The organism is Pseudomonas sp. SDO5532_S415 (genome assembly GCF_054071155.1).
Genome location: NZ_JBSVWS010000124.1, coordinates 1 through 18237 on the forward strand (window position 1 = coordinate 1; position 18237 = coordinate 18237).

At 59.3% G+C, this 18237-nt stretch carries 16 protein-coding genes and 1 riboswitch; of the genes, 8 read left to right on the plus strand and 8 right to left on the minus strand.

All coding sequences use genetic code 11. The features are described from left to right. Positions 1 to 62: 62 nt before the first annotated feature. Positions 63 to 512: a c-type cytochrome gene (locus tag ACW9HW_RS22020; protein ID WP_457401742.1), complete on the minus strand. Its 450-nt coding sequence runs from the start codon at positions 510 to 512 to the stop codon at positions 63 to 65. Positions 513 to 640: 128 nt separating this feature from the next. On the opposite strand from ACW9HW_RS22020, the gene mltA reads away from it, so the two are divergent. After that, positions 641 to 1825, plus strand: coding sequence for a murein transglycosylase A (gene mltA, locus ACW9HW_RS22025; protein ID WP_457401743.1), 1185 nt, complete (start codon positions 641 to 643; stop codon positions 1823 to 1825). Positions 1826 to 1966: 141 nt separating this feature from the next. Here the strand turns inward: mltA and ACW9HW_RS22030 are convergent, their stop codons facing one another. Next, entirely contained in the window at positions 1967 to 2350 is a 384-nt protein-coding gene (locus ACW9HW_RS22030) for an MAPEG family protein (protein WP_095195986.1), read from the minus strand. 31 nt (positions 2351 to 2381) lie between these two features. After that, entirely contained in the window at positions 2382 to 3215 is an 834-nt protein-coding gene (locus ACW9HW_RS22035; RefSeq protein ID WP_457401744.1) for an EamA family transporter, read from the minus strand. A 303-nt stretch (positions 3216 to 3518) separates the two neighbouring features. Between ACW9HW_RS22035 and ACW9HW_RS22040 the strand changes: the two genes are divergently transcribed. Then, a complete protein-coding gene (locus ACW9HW_RS22040) occupies positions 3519 to 4688 on the plus strand; it encodes an MFS transporter (protein WP_095195988.1) in 1170 nt (389 codons plus the stop codon). A 6-nt stretch (positions 4689 to 4694) separates the two neighbouring features. On the opposite strand, the gene ACW9HW_RS22045 is transcribed toward ACW9HW_RS22040, so the two are convergent. Next, a complete protein-coding gene (locus tag ACW9HW_RS22045; protein WP_095195989.1) occupies positions 4695 to 5582 on the minus strand; it encodes a formate/nitrite transporter family protein in 888 nt (295 codons plus the stop codon). Between the two features lie 225 nt (positions 5583 to 5807). Next, complete coding sequence (locus tag ACW9HW_RS22050) at positions 5808 to 6215, minus strand: acyl-CoA thioesterase (RefSeq protein ID WP_457401745.1); 408 nt, start codon at positions 6213 to 6215, stop codon at positions 5808 to 5810. Between the two features lie 198 nt (positions 6216 to 6413). After that, positions 6414 to 6516, plus strand: a riboswitch (S-adenosyl-L-homocysteine riboswitch). A gap of 23 nt (positions 6517 to 6539) precedes the next feature. Here ACW9HW_RS22050 and ahcY point away from each other — a divergent pair. From ahcY to ACW9HW_RS22070, 4 genes are all read left to right on the plus strand, one after another. Then, entirely contained in the window at positions 6540 to 7949 is a 1410-nt protein-coding gene (ahcY, locus tag ACW9HW_RS22055; protein WP_095195990.1) for an adenosylhomocysteinase, read from the plus strand. A 159-nt stretch (positions 7950 to 8108) separates the two neighbouring features. Next, the gene (gene metF / locus ACW9HW_RS22060) at positions 8109 to 8954 is read left to right on the plus strand and encodes a methylenetetrahydrofolate reductase [NAD(P)H] (RefSeq protein ID WP_095195991.1); all 846 of its coding nucleotides are present in this window, start codon (positions 8109 to 8111) and stop codon (positions 8952 to 8954) included. 194 nt (positions 8955 to 9148) lie between these two features. Then, positions 9149 to 9964: a substrate-binding periplasmic protein gene (locus tag ACW9HW_RS22065; protein ID WP_457401746.1), complete on the plus strand. Its 816-nt coding sequence runs from the start codon at positions 9149 to 9151 to the stop codon at positions 9962 to 9964. 222 nt (positions 9965 to 10186) lie between these two features. Next, positions 10187 to 12055 carry a DEAD/DEAH box helicase gene (locus ACW9HW_RS22070; RefSeq protein ID WP_457401747.1) on the plus strand — a complete coding sequence of 623 codons (1869 nt, stop codon included), beginning with the start codon at positions 10187 to 10189 and terminating at the stop codon, positions 12053 to 12055. Between the two features lie 252 nt (positions 12056 to 12307). On the opposite strand, the gene ACW9HW_RS22075 is transcribed toward ACW9HW_RS22070, so the two are convergent. Together ACW9HW_RS22075 and ACW9HW_RS22080 are read right to left on the minus strand one after the other, a co-directional pair. After that, positions 12308 to 12904, minus strand: coding sequence for a YceI family protein (locus tag ACW9HW_RS22075; protein WP_095195994.1), 597 nt, complete (start codon positions 12902 to 12904; stop codon positions 12308 to 12310). Positions 12905 to 12936: 32 nt separating this feature from the next. After that, positions 12937 to 13488, minus strand: a complete 552-nt coding sequence (locus ACW9HW_RS22080) for a cytochrome b (RefSeq protein ID WP_457401748.1) — start codon at positions 13486 to 13488, stop codon at positions 12937 to 12939. Between the two features lie 399 nt (positions 13489 to 13887). Here ACW9HW_RS22080 and ACW9HW_RS22085 point away from each other — a divergent pair, with 399 nt between their 5' ends. Then, positions 13888 to 14388: a hypothetical protein gene (locus ACW9HW_RS22085; protein WP_457401749.1), complete on the plus strand. Its 501-nt coding sequence runs from the start codon at positions 13888 to 13890 to the stop codon at positions 14386 to 14388. A 391-nt stretch (positions 14389 to 14779) separates the two neighbouring features. Here the strand turns inward: ACW9HW_RS22085 and ACW9HW_RS22090 are convergent, their stop codons facing one another. Further along, positions 14780 to 16531 (minus strand): flavin monoamine oxidase family protein, encoded by a 1752-nt coding sequence (locus tag ACW9HW_RS22090; protein WP_457401750.1) that lies wholly within the window; start codon positions 16529 to 16531, stop codon positions 14780 to 14782. 221 nt (positions 16532 to 16752) lie between these two features. Here ACW9HW_RS22090 and ACW9HW_RS22095 point away from each other — a divergent pair, with 221 nt between their 5' ends. Next, the gene (locus ACW9HW_RS22095; RefSeq protein ID WP_095195998.1) at positions 16753 to 18159 is read left to right on the plus strand and encodes an adenosylmethionine--8-amino-7-oxononanoate transaminase; all 1407 of its coding nucleotides are present in this window, start codon (positions 16753 to 16755) and stop codon (positions 18157 to 18159) included. Positions 18160 to 18237 lie beyond the last annotated feature (78 nt).

An 18237-nucleotide genomic window follows, 5' to 3' on the forward strand; every position in this document is an offset into this window, starting at 1 on the left:
GGGAATGCGATTAACTGTGGGAGCGAGCCTGCTCGCGAAGGCGTCAGACCCGGCACCGCCAATCAATGATCCCGAAATTCTTTATGACACGCACTACAGGCGTCTTCGACCTTCTGCACCGCCGGCCCCAGGTTGCTGGCCTTGTAGGGCTGAACCTGGCTGGCGATCACCAGTTCGCCGGTAGCGGCTTCAAGGGTGCGGGCCATTTCCTGAAAGCGCTCCTGCTGTTGCCAGACATCGCTTTTGGCACTGGTGTGGTCTTCTTCACGCACCTGCGGGAAATGCTTCCAGGGTTCACGGGACAACGCGTCAAGTTTCACCGCGCCGTCAGCGAATTTCGGGCCATCGAACGGAATACGGCCACGCAACATGCCCCCCAGGTCTTCGCCGGTCTTGAGCATTTGCTTGAAAATGGCCTTGCGCTGACCCAGTGGCGAATTCGGATCGACCCCGCCGCAGGCGGACAACGTCAAACAGGCCAGCAATACAACAGTAAGTCTTTTAAGAGTCATGGCAGCTTCAGGTCACAGGAAACGGCGGCCAGTATCCTCGCGTCATCGGCAAACACCAATAGCCCTATTATCAATACGGGTTGCATGAGCGCATGCAGCACTCAGGCAACCGGCAAAGGAATTACTCCATGAACAGCCGTATCAAGGCATGGCATTGCAGCCTGGCCTGGACCCTGCCAATGGTGGCCCTGCTCGCAGGCTGCACCGGTGGCGACAAACAACAACCGAAAACCCACGCCTTGGCCACCTACTCCAGCGCCACGTGGGAGGCGCTGCCGGCAGTTTCCGACAATGACCTGGTTGCTGGCTTCGGCTCGTGGCGCAGCGCCTGCACACGACTCAAGGCCGACCCGGTCTGGGGTACCACCTGCGCAGCAGCCGCCAACGTACCGCAAACCGCCGGCGAGATTCGTGGCTTTCTCAAGCAGAACCTCGATGTCTATGGCCTGCGTGCCGCCAATGACAACCCCAACGGTTTGATCACCGGTTACTACGAACCGGTCTACCCCGGCAGCCTGACCCAGACGGCAACGGCGAACATCCCGGTGTATGGCGTGCCCGACGACATGATCATCGTTGCCCTGGACAGCATCTACCCGGAACTCAAAGGCAAACGCCTGCGCGGCCGGCTCGAAGGCCGCGTACTCAAGCCATACGACGATGCGGCAACGATTGAAACCAAGGGGGTCAAGGCACCGGTGGTGGCCTGGCTGACTGATCCGATGAACCTGCAGTTCCTGCAGATCCAGGGTTCGGGTCGTATCCAGCTCGACAGCGGTCGCCAGTTGCGCATCGCTTACGCCGACCAGAACGGCCACCCGTATCGACCGATCGGACGCTGGCTGGTGGAGCAAGGCGAACTGAAGAAAGAGGACGTGACCATGGGCACGATCAGCGCCTGGGCCAAGGCCAATCCGTCGCGCATTCCGGAACTGCTCGGCAGCAATCCAAGTTATGTGTTTTTCACCCGCAACCCCGACAGCAACGAAGGGCCTCGCGGCTCGTTGAATGTGCCGTTGACGGCGGGTTACAGCGCAGCGGTGGATCGCAAGGTCATTCCGCTGGGCAGCCTGTTGTGGCTATCCACCACCAAACCGGATGGCACCGCATTGGTTCGACCGGTGGCGGCGCAGGACACGGGTGGCGCAATTGCCGGCGAGGTTCGCGCAGATCTGTTCTGGGGCACGGGCGATGCGGCCGGGCAACTGGCCGGGGACATGAAGCAACAGGGGCAGATCTGGATGCTGTGGCCTAAGGGCGCGGCGCTGCCGCAAGTGCCCCAGGTGGCTGATGCAGAAAAGACCAAGCCCTGAGTCAAGCGTTGGCCATCAGATAGCTTTCGCGAGCAGGCTCGCTCCCACAGGGGTTCATTGCCGAACACAAGATTTGTGTTCAATGAAGATCCACTGTGGGAGCGAGCCCGCTCGCGAAGGGTCCTTATCGGCAATAAAGATTCAGGCCGACACAACAAAAAACGCCACAATCAACCCCATCCCCACAAACCACATCAACGACCGCAACGTCGCCAGATCCGTTAGATAAAAAATGATGTACAGCAGCCGGCTAGTGATGAACAACACCGACAGCACGTTGATCGTCACCAATTCCGCATTACCGGCCAGGTGAGCCACGATCACCGCCGCGGCGAACGCCGGGGTCACTTCAAAGCTGTTCAGTTGCGCCGCATTTGCGCGCCTGCCCAATCCTTCCAGCGAATCGAGAAAACCCCGGGGGTCATGGTTGTGTCTCAACCTGAACCCGCCGCTGATCTTGGCCACACCCACACATACATACGGCAGGAAAATCGCAATCAAAATGCACCACAGAGCAACCGTCATAAAGCAGTCCCTTCTTCACGTTACAGAGCCGTCAGAATTTCATCACCAGCATGCCGATCAGCACCAGTCCACAGGCCAGTAGCCGTGGCCTGCCAAAAGGTTCTTTCAGGTAACGCATGCCGAACAGCACCACCAGAATCACACTGATCTCGCGCAACGCCGCCGCTTCGGCAATCGAGCCCAGCTGCATGGCCCACAGCACCAAAGCGTAGCTGAACAACACGCAGAACCCGACCGCCAGCCCCAAACGCCACTGCTCACGCCAGAACAACCTGAACGCCGGCCGCTTTCGCACCCAGGCCAGCAACGGGAATGGCCAGGCGCTGAGCAGCGTCACCCAGACCAGATAGTCCAGCGGATGCGACCAGCGCCGCAGCGCCTGACCGTCGATGTAGGTGTAGCAACCGATGCACAGGCCGATCAGCGCCACCACCGGCAACATCGACCAGGGCAGGCGCGCACCGCCTCCGCCCTGCCAAAGCAGGCACAGCATGCCAAGCGGGATCAGGAGAATCCCGAAGATCTGCTGATGGGTCAGCGCTTCCCCGGCGAAGATCAGCGTCAGCGCCAGCACCACCAGGGGTGACAACCCGCGCATCAACGGATAGACCAGCCCGAGGTCACCGACCCGGTAGGCCTGGATCAACAGATAGCGATAGAGCAACTCGAATGCCGCGGAAGCCAGAATCCAGGGCCAGATTTCAACGGGCGGCAGCTCCACGAAAGGCAACATCAGCGCGACAAAAAGCATCGCCACGCTGTCCATGCAGGCCACCACCAACAGGCGCTCAGCGCTGAATTTGATCAGGGTATTCCACGCCGCATGCAACAGCGCCGCCACCAACACCAGAGCCGTCGCAAGCACGGCACACTCCTTTTTGTTTTCCCGCATCCCATGTAGGAGCGAGCTCGCTCGCGAAAAACCTCAGAACAACGCGTATATCCTGAAAACACGCGTCATCGTTGATATCCATCGCGAGCAGGCCCGCCCCCACAGAATTGATTCGCGATATGTCAGCAGCTGTTTATACTGCAAGCGACCACGCCGCACTCAGTTGCGCACAGACTAATTCCAATAACATCCGCCCTTGCCCGCTCTCGTCGAGAACGGTCTTCGGCATGCGTATGCCTGATCACAGCGTCAAGACTACCGACAGAGACCTTGCGCATGCCACTCGCTTTGCTTGCCCTCGCTGTTGCCGCGTTCGGCATCGGCACCACTGAATTCGTCATCATGGGTCTGCTGCCCGATGTTGCCCGCGACCTCGCGGTGAGCATTCCTCATGCCGGCCTGCTGATCACCGGGTACGCCCTGGGCGTGGTGTTCGGCGCGCCGATCCTCGCGGTCGGCACCGCCAATATGCCGCGCAAAGCCACATTATTGGGCATGACGCTGATGTTCATCCTCGGCAACATGCTCTGCGCCCTGGCCCCGAACTACGCCACGCTGATGGCCGCCCGAGTGGTGACCGCGCTATGCCACGGTGCGTTTTTCGGCATCGGCTCGGTGGTCGCCGCCGGGCTGGTGGCGCCGAACAAACGGGCTCAGGCGATTGCGATGATGTTCACCGGCCTGACCCTGGCCAACGTGCTGGGCGTGCCACTGGGCACCGCACTTGGGCAATACGCCGGCTGGCGCTCGACGTTCTGGGCGGTGTCGGTGATCGGTGTGATCGCCGCCATTGCGCAATGGATCTGGTTGCCGAAGGACATTGCGATGGACAAGGCCAACCTCGCCAGCGAGTTCAAGGTTTTGGGCAAGGTCAACGTGCTGCTGGCGCTGGGCATGAGTGTGCTGGCCTCGACCAGCCTGTTCAGCGTATTCACCTACATCGCACCGATCCTGCAGGACATCACTGGCGTGAGCCCCCATGGCGTGACAATCATGTTGCTGTTGTTCGGGGTGGGCTTGACGGCGGGCAGCATGCTCGGTGGCCGCCTGGCCGACAGTCGCCTGTTGCCGTCGCTGGTCGGCATGGCACTGGCCGTGGTGCTGGTGTTGGCCACCTTCAGCCAGACCAGCCACTCGGTGATTCCGGCGGCGATTACCCTGGTGCTGTGGGGGATTTTTGCTTTCGCGTTGTGCCCGATCCTGCAATTGCTGATCATCGATCAGGCCCACGAAGCGCCAAACCTGGGATCGACCCTGAACCAGAGCGCATTCAACCTCGGCAACGCAGCGGGCGCATGGATTGGCGGATTGGTGGTGGCCAGCGGCGCGGATCTGGCGGACTTGCCCTGGACGGGCGCGCTGGTCAGCGGCCTCACAGTGCTGACCGCGCTGTTTTTCATCTACCTGCAACGCCGTGGCGTAGCTGCGGTTAATGCCCCAAGCTGAAACCGACTATTTTTTGATCTTTTGCGGGTCGGGCTCCTCGCCCTGATCCGCTGTGTTTTTTGGCGGCCCGCTCTCACTGCGAATTTGTGCATGGCTGATCAACGCGAAGATGAAGCTGCCACCGATGATGTTCCCCACCAGCGTGGGACCGGCGAACACCAGCCAGAAATCCTTCCAAGGCAGTTCGCCGGCAAACACCAGGTACGAGACCTCCAGCGAACCGACCACGATGTGGGTGAAATCCCCCAGCGCCATGAAGTAGGTGATGAGGATGATGATCCACATCTTGGCGCTCTCCATGGATGGGATCATCCAGACCATGGTGGCGATCATCCAGCCGGAAATAATGCCCTTGGCGAACATCTGGCTGGGGTGGTTTTCCATGACCTTGCGACCGATGTCGAGGAAGGCCACGTCGGTCTTGCTGTCGAAAATCGGCAACTCCAGCATGACGTAGGCCACCAGCAGGGTCCCGCAAAGATTTCCGAACAACACGACTGACCACAGCCGGAGCAATCGACCAAAGTTGCCCAGCGTGGGCTTGCTCATGATCGGCAACACGGCCGTCAGGGTGTTTTCGGTGAACAGTTGCTGGCGGGCGAGGATCACCGCAAGAAACCCGGCGCAGTAGCCGAAACTGGCGATCACCTTGAAACCTTCGTCGTCCGGCAGGCGGGAATTGAGCAGCCCCATGGCCATCAAAGACAGGCCCATGGTCAAGCCGGCAGCCAGGGCCGACCACCACAGCGCGGCAATACTGCGCTCCAGTTCCTGATCGCCTTGGGTGCGGATGATTTCGTGCAGCACCGCCGCGCGCGGTGGCTGGCTTTTCTCGACTTCGTGCTTTTCTTTGGGCGAGAGGTCGGGGGTCTTGCCGGTTTTGTGAGTGTCCATAACGCTCCTGAACCGCTGGCGTGCGATGTAGTTACGACCCGCGCGGTACCGAGCTGTTCACCGTTCCAGCAAATGAAACAATACCCTGTGGCGAGGGAGCTTGCTCCCGTTGGGGAGCGAAGCGCTCCTGAACCTGCTACCCCATTGTTTCAGATAGACCCCGCCGCCAAATTTACGACTGCTGCGCAGCCGAGCGGGAGCAAGCTCCCTCGCCACAAAAAGCATTCAGTCGCTGACTGGCACATCATCCTTGAACTGATCTGTGACGTACTTGATCTCGGTCCGGCCGTGCGGTGCCGGCAATCCGTCTTCGCCAAGGTTGACGAACACCATTTTCTCGACGGTCAGGATGCTTTTGCGGGTGATTTTGTTGCGCACTTCGCAAGTCAGGGTGATCGAGGTGCGGCCGAACTCGGTGGCGGTGATGCCCAGTTCGATAATGTCGCCCTGACGGGAAGCGCTGACGAAGTTGATTTCGGAAATGTACTTGGTGACGACGCGCTGGTTACCCAGCTGAACGATGGCGTAGATCGCCGCTTCTTCGTCGATCCAGCGCAGAAGACTGCCGCCAAACAGCGTGCCGTTGGGGTTCAGGTCTTCGGGCTTGACCCATTTGCGGGTGTGGAAATTCATGTTCACTCCTGAGCGTCTTGCCGAATGATGGACGGTATCTTGGCAGACCCCGGGCCAGAGCTCTATTCGGCATCGTCTATAGCCACTATTACCGTTCGCACATTGACCGACAGAAACCCTTTGGAAGATCAGCATAGCCCGCTATAATCGCCCCCGTTTCAAAACGGTAACTTCAACTTGCTACCGTTTTCCCGCCACCTGTCCGAGGGGCGCTGCAGCAGGCTGGACCTGTCAGGCTCGGATGGGGCGTTGCCAGGCCTTGATCGGCCCGACACTAAACGCACAACGGCGCCCATTCGCATACATTACGAATGGAGGCTCTTCATGAGCGCTGTTATCACGCCTGCAGATTTTAACGATTACAAAGTCGCCGACATGTCCCTGGCTGCCTGGGGTCGTCGCGAAACCATCATCGCCGAATCCGAAATGCCGGCCCTGATGGGTCTGCGCCGCAAGTACTCCGAAGAGCAACCGCTCAAGGGCGCGAAGATCCTCGGCTGCATCCACATGACCATCCAGACTGCCGTGCTGATCGAAACCCTGGTTGCCCTGGGTGCCGAAGTACGCTGGTCGTCCTGCAACATTTTCTCGACTCAAGACCAGGCTGCCGCCTCCATCGCCGCTGCCGGCATTCCGGTTTTCGCCTGGAAAGGTGAAACCGAGCAGGAGTACGAGTGGTGCCTGGAGCAAACCATCCTCAAGGATGGCGCGCCTTGGGATGCCAACATGATCCTCGACGACGGCGGCGACCTGACCGAACTGCTGCACAAGAAGTACCCACAGGTACTGGATCGCGTTCACGGCGTGACCGAAGAAACCACCACTGGCGTGCACCGCCTGCTGGACATGCTGGCCAAGGGCGAGCTGAAAATCCCGGCCATCAACGTCAACGACTCGGTGACCAAGAGCAAGAACGACAACAAGTACGGCTGCCGTCACAGCCTGAACGATGCGATCAAGCGCGGTACCGACCACCTGCTGTCCGGCAAGCAAGCGCTGGTCATCGGTTACGGTGACGTGGGCAAGGGCTCCGCTCAGTCCCTGCGTCAGGAAGGCATGATCGTAAAAGTCTCCGAAGTCGACCCGATCTGCGCCATGCAAGCCTGCATGGACGGTTTCGAACTGGTTTCGCCGTTCATCGACGGTATCAACACCGGTACCGAAGAAAGCATCGACAAAGCGCTGCTGGGCAAGATCGACCTGATCGTGACCACCACCGGTAACGTCAATGTTTGCGACGCAAACATGCTCAAGGCCCTGAAGAAACGCGCTGTTGTCTGCAACATCGGTCACTTCGACAACGAAATCGACACCGCTTTCATGCGCAAGAACTGGGCATGGGAAGAAGTGAAGCCACAGGTTCACAAGATCCACCGTACCGGTCCTGGCGCATTCGATGCCCAGAACGACGACTACCTGATCCTGCTGGCCGAAGGCCGTCTGGTTAACCTGGGCAACGCCACTGGCCACCCAAGCCGTATCATGGACGGTTCGTTCGCCAACCAGGTTCTGGCGCAGATCTTCCTGTTCGGCCAGAAGTACGCCGACCTGTCGCCAGCCCAGAAAGCCGAGCGCCTGACGGTTGAAGTACTGCCGAAGAAACTCGACGAAGAAGTGGCCCTGGAAATGGTCCGCGGTTTCGGCGGCGTTGTGACTCAACTGACCAAGACCCAGGCCGACTACATCGGCGTGACCGTCGAAGGCCCGTTCAAGCCGCACGCTTATCGCTACTAACAGGCGCTGATTGTTCGCTCTCCCTGTGGGAGCGAGCCTGCTCGCGAAGGGGCCATCGCATTCAACATTTGCGCTGGCCATTAAATCGCTTTCGCGAGCAGGCTCGCTCCCACATGGGACAGCAGCGCCTCGAAGGCTCTTGTTTCCAAGGATATGACCATGTCCCAAGATCGTCGCTACAGCTTCGAGTTCTTCCCTACGAAGACCGATGCTGGGCATGAAAAGCTGCTCGCCACTGCTCGTCAGCTGGCCACATACAACCCCGACTTCTTCTCCTGCACCTATGGCGCTGGCGGTTCGACCCGTGATCGCACCCTCAATACCGTGCTGCAGCTCGAAAGCGAAGTGAAAATCCCTGCCGCACCGCACTTGTCTTGCGTGGGCGATAGCAAGGACGACTTGCGCGGCCTGCTGGCCGAGTACAAAGCGGCCGGCATCAAGCGCATTGTTGCCCTGCGCGGCGACTTGCCGTCGGGCATGGGTATGGCCAGTGGTGAGTTGCGCCACGCCAATGACCTGGTCGAATTCATTCGTGAAGAGACCGGCAATCATTTTCACATCGAAGTCGCCGCCTACCCGGAAATGCATCCGCAAGCGCGTAACTTCGAAGACGATATCGCCAACTTCGTGCGCAAGGCCAACGCCGGCGCCGACAGCGCGATCACCCAGTATTTCTTCAACGCCGACAGCTATTTCTACTTTGTCGACCGTGTGCGGGCGCTGGGCGTGAACCTCCCGATCGTGCCGGGCATCATGCCGATCACCAACTACAGCAAACTGGCACGCTTCTCCGACGCCTGCGGTGCGGAAATCCCGCGCTGGATCCGCAAGCAACTGGAAGCGTACGGTGACGATACCCAAAGCATTCAGCGTTTCGGCGAGCAAGTCATCACCGAGATGTGCGATCGCTTGCTGCAAGGTGGCGCGCCAGGATTGCACTTCTACACACTGAATCAGGCCGAAGCGAGCCTGGCGGTGTGGAACAACCTGAAGTTGCCGCGTTAAAAATCGTCAAAGAAAGATCAAAAGATCGCACTCTGCGGCAGCTCTTACATTGGAATGTGAAATTTCTGTAGGAGCTGTCGCAGACTGCGATCTTTTGTTTTCACATGCACTTTTATTGTGCGCAAAGACACGGAGATAGAGCATCTGCAGCCAGTTTCTGGCTCTTTCCCGTTTCTCGTCGTAATCTCAAGCCCATGCCTTTGATCACGCAGTTAATCGCCGTGTTTGTCTTCACTTGCCTGAGCTTTGCCGCTCGGGGCGAGAAATTGCGCATTGTCACGGAACCCTGGGCTCCTTACGTGTATGAGGAAAACGGCAAATCCCTGGGCCTGGACTACGAAACCACGGCGATTGTCTTCAAGCGCCTGGGCATCGAAGTGGAGTGGCAGTTCCTGCCGTGGAAACGTTGTCTGTCGATGCTTGAAACGGGTCAGGCCGATGGCGCGCTGGACATTTTTCACAGCGATGAGCGCGACGCGACCCTGCTCTACCCCAGCGAACCGCTCTCGGAAGTCCAGTTCGTGATGTTCTATGCCAATGATCGACCACACCCGTTCCGCACCCTCGACGAACTTCGCGGCCTGACTATCGGCACCTCGCCGGGTTACCTCTACAGCAAGGATTTCAGGGAGTCGACGTTGTTCACCCGCGAGCCGGCACCCAGCCATGAAGCCAACTTCGGCAAACTGGTGCGCGGACGGATCGACCTGCTGATCACCGACCGCCGTGTCGGCCAGCATCTGCTCGACGAGCTGAACATCCGCGACAGGATTACCGAAAACCCCACGATCATCAGCCAGCAGAGCCAGTTTCTGGCGGTGCGGCGCAATGCCGGTATGGATTTGCTGGTGCAGCGCTTCGGTGCCGAGCTCAAGCGCTTCAAGCGCGAACCGGCCTATGCCGAGCTGAGCGCCCGCTACGGTGCTGCCCCGACAAATGCAGCGAGCGCCGCCAGTGTCAGCGCCACCCGTACAAAAACCGTTGAGCAGCAGGAAAGCGGCGCGCAGTGATTGCTCTGTTATACTCCGGCCTTCCCGCCAGGCTCACGCCCGGACGCCCGGAATCGTTCAAGGCATCTCGACCCCGCTACAGCGCAGCTTTTCAGCCCGCGCGAGCGCTCCAGACGAGCCTTCGAGACCCGGCAGGACCGGACGGGATAGCGTCCTCTTAAACGCCATTCGCGCCAGGCAAGACTCCCATTGGGCCAAGCCCTAACTAAAACAGGATTACTCATGTCCTTTGCTTCCCTCGGTCTCTCCGAGGCTTTAGTCCGCGCTATCGAAGATGCGGGCTATACCGAGCCTACTCCGGTGCAACAGCGGGCCATTCCCGCCGTGTTGCAAGGTCGCGACCTGATGGTCGCGGCGCAGACAGGTACTGGTAAAACCGGCGGTTTCGCCCTTCCGATCCTGGAGCGGTTGTTCCCCAACGGTCACCCGGACAAATCCCAGCGTCACGGCCCACGCCAACCGCGTGTATTGGTCCTGACCCCCACTCGCGAACTCGCCGCACAAGTGCACGAAAGCTTCAAGGTCTATGCCCGTGACCTGAAATTCGTCAGCGCCTGCATCTTCGGCGGCGTCGGCATGAACCCGCAGGTTCAGGCCATGTCCCGCGGTGTCGACGTGCTGGTGGCCTGCCCTGGCCGTCTGCTCGATCTCGCCGGCCAAGGCAGCGTCGACCTGTCCCACGTTGAAATCCTCGTGCTGGACGAAGCCGACCGCATGCTCGACATGGGCTTTGTCCATGACGTGAAGAAAGTCCTGGCGCGCCTGCCGGCCAAACGGCAGAACCTGCTGTTCTCGGCGACGTTCTCCAAAGACATCACCGACCTCGCCGGCAAGCTGCTGCATAACCCGGAACGCATCGAAGTCACGCCGCCGAACACCACGGTCGAGCGCATCGAACAGCGCGTGTTCCGCCTGCCCGCCAGCCACAAGCGTGCGCTGCTGGCGCATCTGATCACCGCTGGCGCCTGGGAACAGGTGCTGGTGTTCACCCGCACCAAGCACGGCGCCAACCGCCTGGCCGAGTACCTGGACAAGCATGGCCTGAGCGCTGTTGCGATCCACGGCAACAAGAGCCAGAACGCCCGTACCAAAGCCCTGGCCGATTTCAAGGCAGGCAGTGTGCGCATCCTGGTCGCCACCGACATCGCCGCCCGCGGCCTGGACATCGACCAGTTGCCACACGTGGTCAACTTCGAACTGCCGAACGTCGATGAAGATTATGTGCACCGCATCGGCCGTACCGGCCGTGCCGGTCGTTCGGGCGAGGCGATCTCGCTGGTGGCCCCGGACGAAGAAAAACTGCTGAAAAGCATCGAGCGCATGACCAAGCAGAAAATCGCCGATGGCGACCTGATGGGCTTCGATGCCAGCGCCGTGGAAGCTGAAAAACCGGAAGCCCGCGAACGCCCGGACATGCGCAACCCGCGCAATCCACGTGGCCCGCGCGGTGATGGTCCGAACGGCAGCGGTGGCGGCCGTAAAGACAAGGGCAAGGACAAGGGCAAGGAAAAACCTGCCGCCTCCGGTCGCGGCGAACGCCCGGCCCGTGAACAGAAGCCGCGCGAAGGCACCCCGGCCCGTGAACAGCGTCAACCGAGCCAGCCGCCTCGCGCCGCTGCCGACCGTGCGCCGGATGAGTTCCTGGACGACGATATCGATAACTTCGGTAACCGCGTCGACTACGTGCCACAACAGAAGCCAGCCCATGGCCGCGGCCGCCGTCCGGGTGCTCCGGCACAAGGTACAGCTACCGGTTCGGGCGCTCCACGTGGCGGCAAGCCACAGGGTCGTCAGAACGGTCCGCGCAACAGTGATGGCGCCAGCACCGGTACGCCGCCAGCCAAACGCAGCGGCCCACGCAACGGTGCGCCACGTGACGGTCAGGCCCGTCGCGAAGACTCGCGCAATCGTCGTCCGGCCCGTGACGACCAGGCCCGTTCGGAACCGGCCGTGCAGAACCCGCGGGGCAACGCGCCGAAGATCATGCACAAGGAGTCCAAGGCCGACCGCTTCCCGACACCTGAGCAGCTGGATCAACTGCCAAGCCGCCCTCGCGGCGAAAAACCGGCGTTGCTGACCCGCAATCGCTGATTTGTCGCTGAAATGAAAAATGCCCCGGGCTCGAAAGACCCGGGGCATTTTTTATGGCAAATGAGAAACCCTGTGGGAGCGAGCCTGCTCGCGAAAGCGGTCTATCCGTCATTTCCATGTTGATCATACCGCCGTCTTCGCGAGCAGGCTCGCTCCCACAGGGATTGTTGATACCGGCAGAGTTTGTTGTACGGCAATAAAAAACGCCCGCGCTCGTGAGAGCAGCGGGCGTTTATGTGTCAGGCGCGAAAATTACTTCGCTTTGACACCTTCAAACGTTACGTACAGTTCAACCGCGTCAGACGCTGGACCCAGGTCTTTCTGCTTGCCGAAATCGGAACGCTTGAGGTTGGTGGTGCCTTCGAAGCCGGCACGGTAGCCGCCCCATGGATCCTTGCCTTCACCCAGGAAAGTTGCCTTGACCACGATCGGCTTGGTCACGCCTGCGATGGTCAGGTCACCGGCCACGTCGGCAGTGTCTTTGCCGGCGGCGTTTTTACCGGTGGGTTTGACGCTGGTGGACACGAAGGTGGCTTTGCCAAACTTGCCCGCGTTCAGGAAATCACCGCTGGCGATGTGCTTGTCGCGCTCGGCGTTGTTGGTGAACACGCTGGCGGTGTTCACGTTGAACTCGATCTTGCTGGCTTCAGGCTTGGCAGCGTCGAAGCTGAACTTGCCGTCAATGTCCTTGAAAGTACCGGTGATGTAGCTGTAGCCCAGGTGGCTGATCTTGAAGTCAACGAAGGCGTGCTGTCCTTCCTTGTCGACCACGTAGTCAGCGGCCATAGCGTTACCGGCGGACAACAGGGCGGAACCGATTGCCAGAGCGGCCAGAGTCTTTTTCAACATACTTTGTTTTCCTTTGGAGTCGAGGTTGAGCTTCAGGCTTTGCGACCCAGCATTCGCTTGAGGGTCACATCGCGATCGATAAAGTGGTGCTTCAATGCTGCCAACGCATGGAGGCCGGAAAAAATTACCAGCACCCACGCCAGGTAGAGGTGAATCACGCCAGCGGTATCTGCCTGGTCCGGTAGTCCGGATACCAGTGCAGGGATTTCAAATAGGCCAAACACCGGAATCCCGACACCTTCGGCGGTGGAAATCAGGTAACCGGCAATCATCACAGCGAACAGACTGAGATACAGGAAGCCATGGCCGAAATGGGCGCCGAGGCGCGTCATGCGGCTGTAGCTGGTCAAGGTGGGCGGCGGTGGGCTGACGAAGCGCCACAGTACCCGCAGCAGCATCACACCCAGCAACACCAGGCCGATGCTCTTGTGCAGATCCGGCGCATCTTTGCGCCAGACGCTGTAGTAGTCGAGACCGACCATCCACAACCCCAGCGCGAACAGGCCGAACACTGCCAATGCCACACCCCAGTGCATGACTATGCTGACCAAACCATAGCGGGAAGTAGAGTTACGTAGCTGCATTGCCTGGATCCTGTGAGTGCTGGCCCAAAGACTATCGAGTTATCTATCGAATTAAAGCGGAAAATTTTGCTTTGAAATATCGAGAAATGCGATCAAGAGTCTGAAATGGCTGAGTTAAGGAAAGATTAAAGGCCAAAGTCTGGCAGGGGGTGAGTGCAGGGCTGGAAATTTTTGCCGCCTGCCGAGGCCTCTTCGCGAGCAGGCTCGCTCCCACAGTGGATCTGTGGGGAACACGGTTTTCCTATTCGCATCAGCTCCCTTGTGGGAGCGAGCCTGCTCGCGAAAGCGATAGATCAGCAGCAGATATTTTTTGACAAACGATAAATATGTATAGCCACTTCCATTTTTTAACTTGATTGAATGAGTACTCAATAACACTCACTGATCAAGGTGAAGAACATGGCTATTACTTATACCCCGTTTCAAGCAAGTGGCAGCCCGGTGCTACCTCCCAATCAAAAGATGTCGTCAGGACAATACCTCACGTCCGAGAATGGACGATTTCAATTGGTATTACAGGCTGATGGAAATTTGGTCATTACTGATGGAGGCTCTGTAGTCTGGGTTGCTGATGGCAATCAGCCTTATAGTAAAACTTTGTACCCGAAAAGAATGGGTGAGCCACTTATGTTTGTAATCAGTAACAATGGCTTTCTTTACGATCCATCCAGAAGGCGATTGTGGATTGCTGAAAGCACTCATAGCATTGATAAGTCGCTCTGGTACAACACCTGTATGGTTATTGAAGATGACGGGAATCTGGTCATTTACGATCAGCGTAACGGAAATTTGTGCTGGGCACGCTCTGGATTCGTCCCTGGTCGTATCCCAAAGCCAAAGGAAAGGCAGGTCAGAGTACTACCGGATGGTACGGAGATTACTTTATGGAAATTTCCGTAGGCCGACTTAAGAGCTTTTGAAGATTGGAGGCGGGTCTAAACAATCAGGATCGTAAGGATTAATATGGCATTTATGGGCCAGCTCCGGAGCGTGTCTTTTAAGAACGAATGCGCCGTTTACACATCCCGAGATCATTATCAAAACAATTACTGCTAAAAGTGTTTTCATATCCCCTCCGATTTTCCAGAGCATAGACTTTAAGTTCAGGCCCCACCTATCATTTGGTTCTGGTTATTTTGTGGGAAGTATCTGATAAACCACTGAAACGTGTAGGACCGGGATCGTGGATTGTGCAACTCCCGGGCACAGCACAGGAAAAACCGGGATGTCTCACGTTTGATGAGCAAAAAAAAGCGCGACCCTCGGGCCGCGCTTTTTTTACGCCTGAACGCTACTGAGCCTTGGTCTCAGTCAACGCTGCTGGCTTCTTCGCCACTTCAGTCTTTTTCGCCGGCGCCTTGGCCGGGGCTTTTTTGACTTCAGCCTTGGCCACCGGCTTCTTCACCGGGGTTTTAGCCGGCGCCTTCTTGGCTGGCTCGGCCTTCACCGGTGCCGCTGGCTTCGGTGCTTCGACCGGTGCCGGCGCGGCGACTGGCGCCGGAGCAGGTGCCGGAGTTGGCGGAGCAACAGGCTCAGGCGCCTTGACCGGCTCCGGTTTCTTGTCGTCATCCGAACCACCGAACAGGTTGCTGAAGAAGTTGCCCTTCTTCGCCGCCACGGCGCCGGCTGCAGCGGCGGCTGCCACTGGAACGGCCTTCGCCGGTTCGAACGACTTGCCGGCTGCCAGGTCTTCGACCTGACTGGCCGCGCGCTGACCGGTGCGTAACGCACCTTCCAGGGTGCCCGGGTACAAGGTGTCGGTGTGTTCGCCGGCAAAGGCTACACGCTGGATCGGACGTTCCCACAGGCGCCAGTACTTGCTGATCTGGCCCGGGCCGAAGGCCAGGTAGGCGCCGCCCATCGAGGGGTCGTTGCTGTAGCGACGGATTTCATAACCGGTGAACGAACCGCGTGCCTGCGGATAAAACGCGTGCAGGCGAATCAGCACCTGGTCGGCAATCTGCTTGTCACCAAAGGCCTGCATGACCCGGGCGTTGTCGCCGGACAGGTTGATCACCACGTTGGCGCCGCCCTTGAGAGCCGGCTCGACCCACAACATGCCCAGCCCGGTGTTGCTGTAGATCTCGCCAGACATCCGCGCCTTGCTTTCCCACACCGGCGTCTTGAACTTCAGCATGATCTGGTCGCGCCAACCGTAGTTGGTGCCCTTGATCGCGGCCAGGTGCTGGGCGTCGAGCGCCGGCGTCATCTGGATCTTGTTCAAGGCGCGCAACGGCACGGCCAGTACCACGTAGTCCGCCTGATAGCCGACGCTACCGACCTTGACGGTGACGCCGTCCTTGTCCTGAGTGATGGAAGAGACCGGGGAGCTGGTCTTGATGGTTTTCAGTTGTTTGACGAAGGCCTGGGCCAGTACCGGGCTGCCACCGACCAGACGCGAAGCACGCAGGTCACGGTCGGCCACACCACGGTAAACGCGGCTCTGTTGCGCGAAGTACAGCAGCGACAGGCGCGACGGTTCGTCATAACGGGTACGGATCTGCTGATTCACCAGCTGTCGGGCAGTGGGCGGCAGGCTCAGGCGATCAAGCCAGTTGGACACGTTGATCTGGTCCAGGGCATGCAGCGTGCTGTTGGCGGACGGGTTCTGCGGGTCTTCGATCGAGCGCGCCAGGTCGTCCAGGGTCTTTTCGTAGCGCTTGAGCGCTTCGGCGGTCGCCGGCTCCTTGGTGGTCAGATCGGCAGCGGTGTAATACACGCCGTCGATCAGATAACCCGGGGTCCGCACGAATTCAGGTGCCGGCGTGGTGCTCAGCTTGAAGGTCGATACGTATTTGTTCAGGACCGGTTGGGTCTTGTCGTTGCCGATCCACTCGCTGGTGGCCATGCCGGAACGGCCGCCCAGGCTCGGCTTGGCTTCCAGCAGCGTGACCTGCCAGCCCTTGTTTTGCAGTTCATAAGCAGCCGTGAGGCCTGCGACTCCGCCGCCGATCACGATCGCGGTTTTATCCTTGGCCAGCGCAGACACGCTGAACAGCCCCAACATCACCAGCGCACAGGCGCGCAGCCAACCGACAGACATTCAGCGAACTCCGGAAATACAGATGAAAATAGCGGTTTTTCGAGCCAGACGGCTCAAGAACCGCGAAGAATACGTCAGCCTTCAGACGCCCGCCAGCAACGTCTATCCGCCTATACAAAGTAGCTCATTCGACACAATGGGTTGTCCCCGTGCGATGCATTGCATAGGCTTGCGCGATTGCATGTCCGCGCCTGTCACGGACCGCCTCGAGGAGAATGAAAATGGGCTTGAATAAACAGTGGATGGAACGCGATCTCGCGGTGTTGTGGCATCCCTGCACCCAGATGAAAGACCACGAGCAACTGCCGCTGATCCCGATCAAGCGCGGTGAAGGCGTCTGGCTGGAAGACTTCGAAGGCAAGCGCTACCTCGATGCCGTCAGTTCCTGGTGGGTCAACGTGTTCGGCCACGCCAACCCGCGGATCAACCAGCGCATCAAGGATCAGGTCGATCAGCTGGAGCACGTGATCCTCGCCGGTTTCAGCCATCAACCGGTGATCGAGTTGTCCGAGCGTCTGGTGAAGATGACGCCGGAAGGCCTGACCCGGTGCTTCTACGCCGATAACGGCTCGTCCTGCATCGAAGTCGCGCTGAAAATGAGCTTTCACTATTGGCTCAACCGCGGCCAGCCGAACAAGAAACGCTTCGTCACCCTGACCAACAGCTACCACGGCGAAACCATGGCGGCGATGTCGGTGGGCGACGTGCCGCTGTTCACCGAAACCTACAAGGCCCTGCTGCTCGACACCATCAAGGTGCCAAGCCCGGATTGCTACCTGCGCCCTGAGGGCATGAGCTGGGAAGAGCACTCGCGCAACATGTTCGCGGCGATGGAACAGACCTTGGCCGAGAATCACGACAGCGTGGCTGCGGTGATCGTCGAGCCGCTGATCCAGGGGGCCGGCGGCATGCGCATGTACCACCCGGTGTACCTCAAGCTGTTGCGCGAAGCCTGCGACCGCTATGGCGTGCACCTGATCCACGATGAAATCGCCGTAGGCTTCGGCCGCACCGGGACGATGTTCGCCTGCGAGCAGGCCGGCATCCGTCCGGACTTCCTCTGCCTGTCCAAAGCTCTGACTGGCGGTTATCTGCCACTGGCCGCGTGCCTGACCACCGACGAGGTCTACAGCGCCTTTTACGACGACTACCCGACCCTGCGCGCCTTCCTGCACTCTCACAGCTACACCGGCAACCCGCTGGCGTGTGCGGCGGCACTGGCGACGCTGGACATCTTCGAAGAAGACAACGTCATCGAGAACAACAAGGCCCTGGCGCAGCGCATGGCCTCCTCCACCGCGCATCTGGTGGATCACCCGAACGTCAGCGAAGTGCGCCAGACCGGGATGGTGCTGGCCATCGAGATGGTCAAGGACAAAACCACAAAAGAGGCTTACCCATGGCAGGAACGTCGCGGTCTGAGGGTATTCCAGCACGCCCTGGAGCGCGGCGCCTTGCTTCGACCGCTGGGTAGCGTGGTGTATTTCCTGCCGCCGTACGTCATCACCCCGGAGCAGATCGACTTTCTGGCCGAGGTCGCCAGCGAAGGCATCGACATCGCCACCCGCGATGGCATAAGCGTGGCGGTGCCGAAGGATTTCCATCCCGGCTTCCGTGATCCGGGCTGATTGATTTCACCTAAGCTTTCGCAGCGTCTGGAATGACCTCTTCGCGAGCAGGCTCGCTCCCACAGAGAACTCGGTCAA

What these genes read in the sequence shown, in the direction of transcription:
- ACW9HW_RS22020 (WP_457401742.1), bottom strand. Translation starts at nt 512, where the DNA reads ATGACTCTTAAAAGACTTACTGTTGTATTGCTGGCCTGTTTGACGTTG.
- mltA (WP_457401743.1), top strand. Translation starts at nt 641, where the DNA reads ATGAACAGCCGTATCAAGGCATGGCATTGCAGCCTGGCCTGGACCCTG.
- ACW9HW_RS22030 (WP_095195986.1), bottom strand. Translation starts at nt 2,350, where the DNA reads ATGACGGTTGCTCTGTGGTGCATTTTGATTGCGATTTTCCTGCCGTAT.
- ACW9HW_RS22040 (WP_095195988.1), top strand. Translation starts at nt 3,519, where the DNA reads ATGCCACTCGCTTTGCTTGCCCTCGCTGTTGCCGCGTTCGGCATCGGC.
- ACW9HW_RS22045 (WP_095195989.1), bottom strand. Translation starts at nt 5,582, where the DNA reads ATGGACACTCACAAAACCGGCAAGACCCCCGACCTCTCGCCCAAAGAA.
- ACW9HW_RS22050 (WP_457401745.1), bottom strand. Translation starts at nt 6,215, where the DNA reads ATGAATTTCCACACCCGCAAATGGGTCAAGCCCGAAGACCTGAACCCC.
- ahcY (WP_095195990.1), top strand. Translation starts at nt 6,540, where the DNA reads ATGAGCGCTGTTATCACGCCTGCAGATTTTAACGATTACAAAGTCGCC.
- metF (WP_095195991.1), top strand. Translation starts at nt 8,109, where the DNA reads ATGTCCCAAGATCGTCGCTACAGCTTCGAGTTCTTCCCTACGAAGACC.
- ACW9HW_RS22065 (WP_457401746.1), top strand. Translation starts at nt 9,149, where the DNA reads ATGCCTTTGATCACGCAGTTAATCGCCGTGTTTGTCTTCACTTGCCTG.
- ACW9HW_RS22070 (WP_457401747.1), top strand. Translation starts at nt 10,187, where the DNA reads ATGTCCTTTGCTTCCCTCGGTCTCTCCGAGGCTTTAGTCCGCGCTATC.
- ACW9HW_RS22075 (WP_095195994.1), bottom strand. Translation starts at nt 12,904, where the DNA reads ATGTTGAAAAAGACTCTGGCCGCTCTGGCAATCGGTTCCGCCCTGTTG.
- ACW9HW_RS22080 (WP_457401748.1), bottom strand. Translation starts at nt 13,488, where the DNA reads ATGCAGCTACGTAACTCTACTTCCCGCTATGGTTTGGTCAGCATAGTC.
- ACW9HW_RS22085 (WP_457401749.1), top strand. Translation starts at nt 13,888, where the DNA reads ATGGCTATTACTTATACCCCGTTTCAAGCAAGTGGCAGCCCGGTGCTA.
- ACW9HW_RS22090 (WP_457401750.1), bottom strand. Translation starts at nt 16,531, where the DNA reads ATGTCTGTCGGTTGGCTGCGCGCCTGTGCGCTGGTGATGTTGGGGCTG.
- ACW9HW_RS22095 (WP_095195998.1), top strand. Translation starts at nt 16,753, where the DNA reads ATGGGCTTGAATAAACAGTGGATGGAACGCGATCTCGCGGTGTTGTGG.